Raw genomic sequence first — 13,133 nt, 5'->3', positions numbered from 1 at the left:
GTCCCGCAGAAGGAGCCAGTGTTGAGAAGCAGTTCCTCGCGAAGAAGCACCTCCCACAGACGCACTCCCCACACCCCCCGCCGCACCGCGGCCGTGGCCCTCGCCGGCGTCGCCGCGCTGATCGCCGCCGCCGTGCAGAGCGGCACCGCCACCGCGGCACCGGAGAAGGCACCGTCGGCCGCGAGCAAGGCGAACCCCGGCTCGGAGTCGGTCCGGCTCTCCCCCGCCCAGCGCGCCGCCCTGATCCGCGAGGCCGACGCGGACAAGGCCGGGACGGCGAAGGACCTGGGCCTCGGCACCAAGGAGAAGCTGGTCGTCCGCGACGTCCTCAAGGACCGCGACGGCACCCTGCACACGCGCTACGAGCGCACCTACGACGGCCTGCCGGTCCTCGGCGGCGACCTCGTCGTGGAGAGCACGAAGACGGACGACACCGCCGCCGTCGTGAAGGCCACCCGCGCCGCGATCAAGCCGGCCACGACGATGACCGCGGTGTCCGCCGCGAGGGCCCGGCAGCAGGCCCTGGCCGCGGGCAAGGCCGAGGACGCCAGGAACCCGGCCGTCAACCGGGAGCCCCGCAAGGTGATCTGGGCCGCGAACGGCAAGCCGGTCGTGGCGTACGAGACGGTCGTCGGCGGCTTCCAGCACGACGGCACTCCGCAGGAACTGCACGTCGTCACCGACGCCACCACCGGCGAGAAGCTGTACGAGTGGGAGGCCATCGAGAACGGCACCGGCAACACGGTGTACTCCGGCACGGTCGACCTCACGACCACGCAGTCGGGTTCGGCGTACAACCTCACCGACGGCGCCCGCGGCAACCACAAGACGTACAACCTCAACCGCGGCACCTCCGGCACCGGCACCCTCTTCTCCGGCGCCGACGACGTCTGGGGCAACGGCAGCCCCTCCAACCTGGAGTCGGCCGCCGCCGACGCGCACTACGGCGCCGCACTGACGTGGGACTACTACAAGAACGTGCACGGCCGCAGCGGCATCCGCGGCGACGGAGTGGGCGCGTACTCGCGGGTCCACTACGGCAACAACTACGTCAACGCGTTCTGGTCGGACAGCTGCTTCTGCATGACGTACGGCGACGGCTCGGGCAACGCGAACCCGCTGACGTCGATCGACGTGGCCGCGCACGAGATGACCCATGGGCTCACCTCGAACACCGCGGGCCTCAACTACAGCGGCGAGTCCGGCGGTCTGAACGAGGCGACCAGCGACATCTTCGGCGCGACCGTCGAGTTCTTCGCCAAGAACTCCTCCGACGTCGGTGACTACCTCATCGGCGAGGAGATCGACATCAACGGCGACGGCACGCCGCTGCGCTATATGGACAAGCCCAGCAAGGACGGCTCGTCCAAGGACGCCTGGTACTCGGGCATCGGCTCGATCGACGTGCACTACTCCTCGGGCCCGGCGAACCACTTCTTCTACCTGCTGAGCGAGGGCAGCGGCACCAAGACCATCAACGGCGTCAGCTACGACTCGCCCACCTCGGACGGCCTTCCGGTCACCGGCATCGGCCGGGACAAGGCGGAGAAGATCTGGTTCCGCGCCCTGACCACCAAGTTCACCTCGACCACCAACTACGCGGGCGCCCGCACCGGCACCCTCGCGGCGACCGGTGAGCTGTACGGCACCGACAGCGCCGAGTACAAGGCGGTCCAGGACGCGTGGGCGGGCGTGAACGTCGGCGCCCGCTCCGGCGGCGGAGGCGGCGGAGGTACGTCCTTCGAGAACACCGCCGACGTGGCGATCCCGGACCGGGGCGCGGCGGTCACGTCGCCGGTCACCGTCTCCGGCCGGACGGGCAACGCGCCGTCCAACCTCCAGGTCGCCGTGGACATCGTCCACACCTACATCGGTGACCTCCAGGTGCAGCTCGTCGCCCCCGACGGCACGGCGTACACGCTGAAGGGCTACGGCACCGGCGGCAGCGCGGACAACATCGCCACCACCTACACGGTGAACGCCTCCTCCGAGGCCGCCAACGGCGTCTGGCAGCTGCGGGTCCAGGACAACGCGGCCCGTGACACCGGATACATCAACAGCTGGAAGCTCACCTTCCCGTAGGCCCGTGCGCGGTCCGTACAGGACAGGGCGCCGCCCCGGTGGGTTCGACTCCCCCGGGGCGGCGCCCACTTCATGTCTCCGGTGCGACACGTCGCCGTCGTTTTCCGGCCAACATCACGTGGTGCTCCTGACATGTACGCGTCCCAAGTGCCACTCTTCCCCCACCCGCCGCACAGCACCGCAGCACTTCCCCCACATCTAGGAGCTCGTGTGACCTCCCCTCTCTACGCGCGTCACAAGCGCACCACGCTGGCCATCGCCACCGCCGTCGCCGCCGGCGCCCTGCTCACCACCGGTCTGACCTCCGGCAGCAGCGTCGCCGCCGACTCCGCGAGCAAGCCGACGCTCGCCGCCGCCCCCGTCCTCCTCACCGCGCCCGCCCGCGCCGCCCTCATCAAGGAGCAGCAGGCGGACGCCACCGGGACCGCCGACGAGATAGGCCTCGGCGCCCAGGAGAAGCTGGTCGTCAAGGACGTCGTGAAGGACGCCGACGGCACCGTCCACACCCGCTACGAGCGCACCTACGCGGGCCTGCCGGTCCTCGGCGGCGACCTCGTCGTGCACGAGTCGAAGTCGGGCGAGACCAAGGGCGTCACCAGAGCGACGAAGGCCGCGCTCAAGGTCGCCTCGCTCAAGCCGGCGGTCCCCGCCGCCAAGGCCGAGAAGCAGGCCGTGACGCTCGCCAAGGCGGCCGGCTCGGAGAAGACCGAGGCGAACTCCACGCCCCGCAAGGTGATCTGGGCGGCCGCCGGCAAGCCCACCCTCGCCTACGAGACGGTCGTCGGCGGTCTCCAGGAGGACGGCACCCCGAACGAACTGCACGTCATCACGGACGCCGCCACCGGCAAGAAGCTCTACGAGTACCAGGGCATCGAGACCGGCACCGGCAACACGACCTACAGCGGCAAGGTCACCATCGGCACCACGAAGTCCGGGTCGTCGTACACCCTGACGGACGGCACGCGCGGCGGCAACAAGACGTACAACCTCAACCGCGGCACCTCCGGCACGGGCACCCTCTTCTCCGGCTCCGACGACGTCTGGGGCACCGGCAACCCCTCCAACCTGGAGACCGCCGCCGCCGACGCCCACTACGGCGCCCAGGTGACCTGGGACTTCTACAAGAACACCTTCGGCCGCAGCGGCATCCGCAACGACGGCAAGGCGGCCTACTCGCGCGTCCACTACGGCAACAACTACGTCAACGCCTTCTGGTCGGACGGCTGCTTCTGCATGACGTACGGCGACGGCTCGGGCAACACCCACCCGCTGACCTCGCTCGACGTGGCCGCGCACGAGATGAGCCACGGCCTGACGTCGGCCACCGCCGGCCTCAACTACAGCGGCGAGTCCGGCGGTCTGAACGAGGCGACGAGCGACATCTTCGGCGCGGGCGCGGAGTTCTTCGCCAACAACTCCTCCGACGCCGGTGACTACCTCATCGGCGAGGAGATCGACATCAACGGCGACGGCTCCCCGCTGCGCTACATGGACAAGCCCAGCAAGGACGGCGACTCCGCCGACGCCTGGTCGTCCAGCCTGGGCGGCCTGGACGTCCACTACTCCTCCGGTCCCGCCAACCACTTCTTCTACCTGCTGTCCGAGGGCAGCGGCGCGAAGACCATCAACGGCGTGACCTACAACTCGCCGACGTCCAACGGCTCCACGGTCACCGGCATCGGCCGCACCAAGGCGCTCCAGATCTGGTACAAGGCGCTGACGACGTACATGACGTCGACGACCAAGTACGCGGGCGCCCGCACGGCGACCCTGAACGCGGCCTCGGCGCTGTACGGCGCGAGCAGCGCCGAGTACAAGGCGGTCGCGTCCGCCTGGTCCGCCGTCAACGTGGGCTGACCGAAGCACGGCCGAGGGCGGTACCCGGAGCGAAGGCACATCCGGGTACCGCCCTACTCTTGGTGACCATGTCTTCGGAAGACTTCACCTACGCCGACGTCGGCGCCACCCGTGACGAGGGCTTCTGCCCGCCGGGCTTCCACCCCATGAACGTGCGCACCCGCCTCGGGGAAGGCGAGGAGGTCTTCCGCCGGGCCTCGGAGGCGGTGCTCACCTGGGAGATGCACCGGGTCCTGGGCGTCGGCATCGACGCCGGCGCGGACCGGGCCGCCCCCGGCGTCGACGTCACCGTGACCCTCGCCGGCATGATCAAGGCTCCCTGCCGTGTGGTGTGGACGGTCGAGGAACCCCGCCGCGCCGGCTGGGCCTACGGCACGTTGCCCGGCCACCCGGAGTGCGGCGAGGAGTCCTTCGTGGTCGACCGCACGGGCGACGGCACGGTCTGGCTGACCGTGAACGCCTTCAGCCGCGCGGCCAAGTGGTACGCGAAGGCGGGCGGGCCGGCGACCAGGGGGTTCCAGCACGCGTACGCACGCAGGTGCGGCAACGTCCTACGGAACCTTGCCACGCAGGGTGGTGCGGAGGCCTAGGTCGTGTCCGCAAAGTCCCGTCGTCCGCCCGGAGGGCGGGCCTCGCGGCGTCCGGTGCGTGCTCTGGGGGTCCCCCCGGCCGAAGGCTGGGGGAGTGCCGGGCGGACGCCCGCGTACTGGTTGTACGTGGGTGTTCGCCCGGTGCGGCGAGAGGGCGTGCTGGGCGTCGCGGGGCAGGCGGGACTTTGCGGACACGCCCTAGGGGCGCGGGGCTGTATCGATTTGCGGCTCCGCCGCGCGGGCGCGACCAGCCCCCACGCACCCGCGGACGACACTCAACGCATCAACAACCCCGCAGCCTCCACAAGCTCCTCGCTCGGCCCGGCCACCAGCCCCAACTCCGCACTCGAAGCCAACAGCCGATGCGCGGGAAGGATCCGCACCGTATACCCGAAAGGCCCGGTGCGGTCCAAGGACAAGGGCCCCTCGTAAACCCAGCGCCCGTCCCGGTCGGGAGACCCCACCGGCTTCAGCGGGACGACCGCCGCGTCGGCGATATGGTCCTCCTCGTCCACCCGCCCCGAAACGGCCTGCACCTCCACGTCATCAGGCCCGAGATCCCCGAGCCCCACCCGCACGCGAAGCCCCAGCGTCGTCCCCAGCTCCGCCAGCGCAGCAGCCGCGGACGTCTCCACATGGTCGACGGTGACGCCCGGCCACGCCGTCCGCACCCGGCCCTTCCACTCGGCGAGCTCCCGCGCCGCGTCCGGAACCATGGACCGGTGGGCGAGCGCCGCCGGTGAGTAGAGCCGCTCGACGTACTCGCGGACCATCCGCCCGGCCAGCACCTTCGGCCCGAGCAGGCTCAGCGTCTGGCGGACCATCTCGATCCACCGGTCGGGCAGCCCGCTCCGCCCGCGCTCGTAGAAGCTCGGCGTCACCCGCTGCTCCAGCAGGTCGTACAGCGCCGCGGCCTCTATGTCGTCGCGGTGGTCCGGGTCGGTCCCCAAACCGTCGGCCGTGGGGACGGCCCAGCCGAAGTCGGGCTGGAACCACTCGTCCCACCAGCCGTCCAGGACGGACAGGTTGAGACAGCCGTTGAGCGCCGCCTTCATCCCGGACGTGCCGCAGGCCTCCAGCGGGCGAAGAGGGTTGTTCAGCCAGATGTCGCACCCCGGGTACAGCTTCTGCGCCATGCCCATGCCGTAGTCCGGCAGGAACACGATCCGGTGCCGTACCCGCGGATCGTCCGCGAACCGCACCAGCTCCTGCACCAGCCGCTTCCCGCCGTCGTCCGCGGGGTGCGCCTTGCCCGCCACGACGATCTGGATCGGCCGCTCGGGATGCAGCAGCAGGTCCATCAGCCGGTCACGGTCGCGCAGCATCAGCGTCAGGCGCTTGTACAACGGGACGCGCCGCGCGAAGCCGATGGTGAGGACGTCCGGGTCGAGCACGCCGTCGATCCAGCCCAGCTCGGCCGTGCCGGCCCCGCGCTGCCGCCAGGAGGCCCGCAGCCGCTCCCGCACCTCCGTCACGAGCTGCTCGCGCAGCCCCCGCCGCAGCTCCCAGATCTCCTGGTCGGGGATGTCCGCCACCGCGTCCCAGCGGTCCGAGCCGCCGACGGTCAGCGCGTCCTCGGCGCGGTGGACGCCGATCTGCCGGGCGCCGAGCCGGAACACCTCCGGGGCGACCCAGGTGGGCGCGTGCACACCGTTCGTCACGGAGGTGATCGGCACCTCGTCGGCGTCGAACCCGGGCCACAGACCCGAGAACATCTCGCGGCTGACGTTGCCGTGCAGCAGGGAGACGCCGTTGGCGCGCTGGGCGAGGCGCAGGCCCATCACGGCCATGTTGAACAGGTTGGGCTCCCCGCCGGGATAGGTCTCCATGCCGAGCCTGAGGACGCGCTCGACGTCGATGCGGGGCAGCTCGGCGTCGGGGCCGAAGTGGCGGGCGACCAGTTCGCGGTCGAAGCGGTCGATGCCGGCCGGGACGGGGGTGTGGGTGGTGAAGACGGTCCCGGCGCGGACCGCCTCCAGCGCCGAGTCGAAGTCCAGGCCCTCGGCGCAGAGCTCGGCGATCCGCTCCAGACCGAGGAACCCGGCGTGCCCCTCGTTCGTGTGGAAGACCTCCGGCTCGGGGTGACCGGTGAGCCGGCAGTACGTGCGCACCGCCCGGACCCCTCCTATGCCGAGCAGCATCTCCTGGAGCAGCCGGTGCTCGCTGCCGCCGCCGTAGAGCCGGTCGGTGACGCCACGCTCGCCGAGGTCGTTCTCCTCGACGTCCGAGTCCAGCATCAGCAGCGGGACCCGGCCGACCTGCGCCAGCCAGATCCGGGCGTGGAGCTGCTTGCCGCCGGGCAGGGCGAGGGCGACCTGGGCGGGGGTGCCGTCGGCCTCCTCCAGGAGGACCACGGGCAGCTCGTTGGGGTCGAGGACGGGGTAGTGCTCCTGCTGCCAGCCGTCCCGGGACAGGGTCTGGCGGAAGTAGCCGTGCCGGTAGAGCAGGCCGACGCCGATCAGCGGGACGCCGAGGTCGCTGGCCGCCTTCAGGTGGTCGCCGGCCAGGATGCCGAGGCCGCCGGAGTACTGCGGCAGGGCGGCCGTGATGCCGAACTCGGGTGAGAAGTAGGCGATCGCGGCGGGGAGTTCGTCGGGCTGGGCCTGGTACCAGCGCTCGCCGGTCATGTAGTCGTTCAGATCGCCCGCGACCGCGGCGAGGCGGCGCAGGAAGCGGCGGTCCGAGGCCAGGTCCGCGAGCCGTGCGGGCGGCACGCTGCCCAGCAGCCGGACCGGGTCGCCGCCCGAGGCGGCCCAGCGCTCGGGGTCGACGGACTGGAACAGGTCACGGGTCTCCGCGTGCCACGACCAGCGCAGGTTGCGGGCCAGATCACTGAGCGGCCGGAGGGGTTCGGGGAGAACGGGTCGGACGGTGAATCGACGGATCGCCTTCACGGGGTTCCACCTCGGCGCGTTCGCAGGATGACGCAGGGTTCTGACACAGGGCTTCATCGACGTCACCTACGACAGTACCGGCGCCGGTGCCGCCTCCGGTGAAGCTCCGCCACCCAATCCCCGATCGTCCGGAACCGCCCCATCCGCGGATATGGCCGATTCCGCCCCCATAGGCGTCCTTGTGGCGCTTCACACGCCACGAGAGGCTGCCCCTGGCGTACCGGCCCGCGCCTGCCGCACGCGGTACCGCGCGGCAGCCGTACGCCGAATCGAGGAGGGGAACTCGGACCATGGCACGGACGCGCGCACGGCGTCTGCGCTGGACGGGCGGCCTGGCGGCGGCGATCTGTGCCGCGGCGTTTTCGGCCATCACCCTGCCCGCGCACGCCGCACCGGAGGGGCGGATACTCGGCGCCGGACAACCCGGCTCCGTGCACGGAAGTTACCTGGTGACACTGAAGGAGGGCACACGGGCTCCGTCGGCTGCCGGACGGGCCCTCGCCGGGACGTACGGGGTGAGGATCAGCCACATCTACGGCACCGTCCTGAACGGCTACGCGATCAGGACCGACGAGAGACGGGCCGGGCGGCTCGCCGCCGACCCCCGGGTCGCCTCGGTCGTCCAGGACACCCGCGTCCGGCTGGACCGCACCCGGCACGAGCCGCCCTCCTGGGGGCTGGACCGGATCGACCAGCCGGGACTGCCGCTGGACCGGAGCTACACCTGGCCCGGGTCGGCGGGGGCCGGGGTGACCGTGTACGTGATCGACACCGGCGTCCGGACCACGCACCGGGACTTCGGCGGCCGGGCGGGCCACGGCTGGGACTTCGTCGGGAACGACGAGGTCGCCTCCGACGCCAACGGCCACGGCACGCACGTCGCCGGCACGGTCGCCGGGAGGACCCACGGTGTCGCCAAGAAGGCCCGCGTCGTCTCCGTACGCGTCCTCGACGCCGCGGGGGCGGGGACCACGGCCCGGGTGATCGCCGGGATCGACTGGGTCACCCGGCACGCGAAGAAACCCGCCGTCGCCAACCTCAGCCTGGGCGGCCCGCGCAACGACCGGCTGGACACCGCCGTCCGCGCCTCCATCGCCTCCGGCGTCACCTACACGGTCGCCGCGGGCAACGACGGCAGGCAGGCGGGCCTGTACTCCCCGGGACGCGTCAAGCAGGCGGTCACGGTCGGCGCGACCGACCGGAGGGATGCAAAACCGGCCTTCTCCAACCACGGTCCGGCCCTCGATCTCTTCGCTCCGGGCGTGCACATCACCTCCGCGTCCGCGGCGACCGACACGGCGCGGGCCGTGTTCTCGGGTACCTCGATGGCGGCGCCACATGCCGCGGGCGCCGCCGCGCTGTATCTGGCCGACCACCCGAGGGCGGCTCCGGCCCAGGTCGGGAGGGCCCTGACCGGCGGAGCGGCGACCGGGAAGATCTCCGGCCGGGGTCCCGGTTCGCCGGACAAGTTACTGCGGGTGCCGCACACCTAGGGCGAAGGAGCAGCCACGCGCAGGGGCCGGCCTCGTCCGCCGCGGACGAGGCCGGTCTTGTGTGTCGACATACGCGTGAGTAGTTAACAAAGTGCCGGATTGCTCACCCGAATAGGGTGGGAAGGCTCCTCCGGGTACCCCTCTCAGGAGCACCATGCAGGACCCACCTCCCCACAGACATCCGCCTACCCACGTTGACGCGGACAGGAGCGGTCATGCCCGCCAAGCACCATTCGTCACCATCCCCCACCCGCCGCACCGGGGCGCGCGCGCCCGGCGGTGAGCCACGTCCCGCGCGCCCGGCCGACGCCGGTCCGCACGTCCCGGAACCACCCCCAGTGAGCGAGGCGACCGCCGTCGGGCGCATACCCGTTCTCGATGTCCGCCCGGTCGTCCAGCGCGGGCGCAGGCCGGCCAAGGCCGTGACCGGTGAGACCTTCGAGATCTCGGCGACCGTGTTCCGGGAGGGGCACGACGCGGTCGCCGCCAATGTCGTCCTGAAGGATCCCGAGGGCCGCCCCGGCCCGTGGACGCCGATGCGGGAGCTGGCCCCCGGGACGGACCGGTGGGGGGCCGAGGTCACGGCCGGCGAGCCCGGCCTGTGGACGTTCACCGTGGAGGCCTGGGGCGATCCGGTCAGCACCTGGCGCCATCACGCGCGGATCAAGATTCCGGCGGGCATGGACACGGACACCGTCCTGGAGGAGGGCGCACGCCTGTACGAGAGGGCGGCCGCCGGTGTGCCCGAGGAGGAGGGCCGGCGTGCCGTGATCCTCGCGGCCGTCGAATCCCTGCGGGACGAGCACCGCCCGGCGGCGGCGCGGCTGGCGGCGGCGCTGACGCCTGAGGTGGACGAGGTGCTGGCCCGGCATCCGCTGCGGGACCTGGTCACCACCTCCGAGCCGCTGCCCCTGCTCGTGGAGCGGGAGCGGGCCCTGTACGGCTCCTGGTACGAGTTCTTCCCACGCTCGGAGGGCACCCGGCAGCAGCCGCACGGCACCTTCCGCACCGCCGCCCGCCGGCTGCCGGCGATCGCGGCGATGGGCTTCGACGTGGTCTACCTGCCCCCGATCCACCCCATCGGCACCACCTTCCGCAAGGGCAGGAACAACACCCTCTCGCCGGGCCCCGACGACGTCGGCGTGCCCTGGGCGATCGGCTCGCCGGAGGGCGGCCACGACGCCGTCCACCCCGATCTGGGCACCCTGGAGGACTTCACCTGGTTCGTCGGGCAGGCCCGCGAGCTGGGCATGGAGATCGCGCTGGACTTCGCGTTGCAGTGCTCCCCCGACCACCCCTGGGTGCAGAAGCATCCCGAGTGGTTCCACCACCGCCCCGACGGCTCGATCGCCTACGCGGAGAACCCGCCGAAGAAGTACCAGGACATCTATCCCATCGCCTTCGACGCCGACATGGACGGCCTGATCGCCGAGACGTGCCGGGTGCTGCGGCACTGGATGGGCTGCGGGGTGCGGATCTTCCGGGTGGACAACCCGCACACCAAGCCGGTCGTCTTCTGGGAGCGGGTCATCGCGGACATCAACCGCACCGACCCCGACGTGATCTTCCTGGCGGAGGCGTTCACCCGCCCCGCGATGATGCACACGCTCGCGCAGATCGGCTTCCAGCAGTCCTACACGTACTTCACCTGGCGCAACACCAAGGAAGAGCTGACCGAGTACCTCACGGAGCTGTCGGGCCAGGCCGCCTCCTACATGCGGCCGAACTTCTTCGCCAACACCCCCGACATCCTGCACGCCTACCTCCAGCACGGCGGCCGCCCCGCCTTCGAGGTCCGGGCCGTCCTCGCCGCGACCCTCTCGCCCACCTGGGGCATCTACTCCGGCTACGAACTGTGCGAGAACACCCCGCTCAAGGAGGGCGGCGAGGAGTACCTCGACTCGGAGAAGTACCAGCTCAGGCACCGCGACTGGGAAGCCGCCGAACGCGAGGGACGCACCATCACCCCGCTGCTCACCAGGCTCAACACCATCCGCCGGGAGAACCCGGCGCTCCAGCAGTTGCGCGACCTCCACTTCCACCACGCGGACCAGGAGGCGGTGATCGTCTACTCGAAGCGGAAGGGTTCGAACACGGTTCTGGTGGTCGCCAACCTCGACCCCCACCACACCCAGGAGGCCACGGTCTCGTTGGACATGCCGCAACTCGGCCGGGACTGGCACGAGTCGGTGCCGGTGCGCGACGAGCTCACCGGCGAGACCTATCACTGGGGCAGGGCCAACTACGTGCGCCTCGAACCGGGCCGTAGGCCCGCGCATGTCTTCTCGGTTCTGCGACCGTCCACCCCGCAGATCGGAGGGTCACCCACAACATGATCGTCAACGAACCCGTTCAGGACACCTTCGAGGACACTCCTGCCAGGGACCGGGACCCGGAGTGGTTCAAGCGCGCCGTCTTCTACGAGGTACTCGTCCGCTCGTTCCAGGACAGCAACGGTGACGGTGTCGGGGACCTGAAGGGCCTGACCGCGAAGCTCGACTACCTCCAGTGGCTCGGCGTCGACTGCCTGTGGCTGCCGCCGTTCTTCAAGTCCCCGCTCCGGGACGGCGGCTATGACGTCTCGGACTACACCGCCGTGCTGCCGGAGTTCGGTGACCTGGCCGACTTCGTGGAGTTCGTCGACGCCGCCCACCAGCGCGGCATGCGCGTGATCATCGACTTCGTCATGAATCACACCAGCGACCAGCACCCGTGGTTCCAGGAGTCCCGCAAGGATCCCGACGGCCCGTACGGCGACTACTACGTGTGGGCGGACGACGACAAGCAGTTCCAGGACGCGCGGATCATCTTCGTCGACACCGAGGCCTCGAACTGGACCTACGACCCGGTCCGCAAGCAGTACTACTGGCACCGTTTCTTCTCGCACCAGCCGGACCTCAACTACGAGAACCCGGCCGTGCAGGAGGAGATGATCTCCGCGCTGAAGTTCTGGCTGGACCTGGGCATCGACGGCTTCCGGCTGGACGCGGTGCCGTACCTGTACCAGGAGGAGGGCACCAACTGCGAGAACCTCCCGGCCACGCACGACTTCCTGAAGCGGGTGCGCAAGGAGATCGACGCGCAGTACCCGGACACGGTGCTGCTGGCGGAGGCCAACCAGTGGCCCGAGGACGTCGTCGACTACTTCGGCGACTACGCGGCCGGCGGCGACGAGTGCCACATGGCCTTCCACTTCCCGGTCATGCCGCGCATCTTCATGGCCGTGCGGCGCGAATCCCGCTACCCGGTCTCGGAAATCCTGGCCAAGACCCCGGCCATCCCCTCGGGCTGCCAGTGGGGCATCTTCCTGCGCAACCACGACGAGCTCACGCTCGAGATGGTCACCGACGAAGAGCGCGACTACATGTGGGCCGAGTACGCCAAGGACCCACGGATGCGCGCCAACATCGGGATCCGGCGCCGGCTCGCCCCGCTGCTGGACAACGACCGCAACCAGATCGAGCTGTTCACGGCCCTGCTGCTGTCGCTGCCGGGCTCGCCGATCCTGTACTACGGCGACGAGATCGGCATGGGCGACAACATCTGGCTCGGCGACCGCGACGCGGTGCGCACGCCGATGCAGTGGACCCCGGACCGCAACGCGGGGTTCTCCTCCTGCGATCCGGGACGGCTGTTCCTGCCCACGATCATGGACCCGGTCTACGGCTACCAGGTGACGAGCGTCGAGGCGTCCATGGCCTCGCCGTCGTCGCTGCTGCACTGGACCCGCCGCATGATCGAGATCCGCAAGCAGAACCCGGCCTTCGGCCTCGGTTCGTACACCGAGCTGCCGTCGACGAACCCGGCGGTGCTGGCGTTCCTGCGGGAGTACGAGGACGACCTGGTGCTGTGCGTGAACAACTTCTCGCGTTTCGCGCAGCCCACGGAGCTGGATCTGAGCGCCTTCGAGGGGCGGCACCCGGTGGAGCTGTTCGGCGGGGTCCGTTTCCCGGCGATCGGCGAGCTGCCGTATCTGCTGACGCTGGCGGGTCACGGTTTCTACTGGTTCCGGCTCCGCAGGGACGCCCTGTGAGGCCTGAGACGGCCTGAGACGGCCTGAATTGCGGGGCGGGACGCAAACCCCCGTGGCGGGGCGTTTCTCCCGCCCCGCCCGGGGCACGCATCAGTAACACCCCGCCCACCCGCGTGAGCCGGAAGGGCGCCGCCGGCACCTGCTGAAGGCCCCGGAGGCGCACCAACCATGGGTGAAAGGACGC

The 13,133-nt window shown here is 70.7% G+C and carries 7 protein-coding genes; 6 read left to right on the top strand and 1 reads right to left on the bottom strand.

Translation table 11 applies throughout. The features are described from left to right. Positions 1-21: 21 nt before the first annotated feature. The 3 genes from QC385_RS25945 (at position 22) to QC385_RS25935 (ending at position 4,529) form a co-directional block, all read left to right on the top strand. Positions 22-2,082 (top strand): M4 family metallopeptidase, encoded by a 2,061-nt coding sequence (locus QC385_RS25945; protein ID WP_279543762.1) that lies wholly within the window; start codon positions 22-24, stop codon positions 2,080-2,082. Between the two features lie 210 nt (positions 2,083-2,292). Next, positions 2,293-3,939, top strand: a complete 1,647-nt coding sequence (locus QC385_RS25940; RefSeq protein WP_279543761.1) for a M4 family metallopeptidase — start codon at positions 2,293-2,295, stop codon at positions 3,937-3,939. 68 nt (positions 3,940-4,007) lie between these two features. Further along, entirely contained in the window at positions 4,008-4,529 is a 522-nt protein-coding gene (locus QC385_RS25935; RefSeq protein ID WP_279543760.1) for a DUF1990 domain-containing protein, read from the top strand. Positions 4,530-4,804: 275 nt separating this feature from the next. On the opposite strand, the gene QC385_RS25930 is transcribed toward QC385_RS25935, so the two are convergent. Beyond that, complete coding sequence (locus QC385_RS25930) at positions 4,805-7,423, bottom strand: glycosyltransferase family 1 protein (RefSeq protein ID WP_279543759.1); 2,619 nt, start codon at positions 7,421-7,423, stop codon at positions 4,805-4,807. Between the two features lie 290 nt (positions 7,424-7,713). Between QC385_RS25930 and QC385_RS25925 the strand changes: the two genes are divergently transcribed. From QC385_RS25925 to treS, 3 genes are all read left to right on the top strand, one after another. Beyond that, entirely contained in the window at positions 7,714-8,916 is a 1,203-nt protein-coding gene (locus tag QC385_RS25925) for a S8 family peptidase (RefSeq protein WP_279543758.1), read from the top strand. 215 nt (positions 8,917-9,131) lie between these two features. Beyond that, positions 9,132-11,252 carry an alpha-1,4-glucan--maltose-1-phosphate maltosyltransferase gene (locus tag QC385_RS25920; RefSeq protein WP_279543757.1) on the top strand — a complete coding sequence of 707 codons (2,121 nt, stop codon included), beginning with the start codon at positions 9,132-9,134 and terminating at the stop codon, positions 11,250-11,252. After that, positions 11,249-12,949, top strand: a complete 1,701-nt coding sequence (gene treS, locus QC385_RS25915; RefSeq protein WP_279543756.1) for a maltose alpha-D-glucosyltransferase — start codon at positions 11,249-11,251, stop codon at positions 12,947-12,949. The genes QC385_RS25920 and treS overlap by 4 nt, the downstream gene beginning before the upstream one ends. Positions 12,950-13,133 lie beyond the last annotated feature (184 nt).

This window comes from Streptomyces sp. DH10 (assembly GCF_029813805.1).
Classification (GTDB): domain Bacteria; phylum Actinomycetota; class Actinomycetes; order Streptomycetales; family Streptomycetaceae; genus Streptomyces; species Streptomyces coeruleofuscus.
Note: the sequence above shows the minus strand (reverse complement) of the source record. Positions and strands in the feature narration are given on the sequence as shown.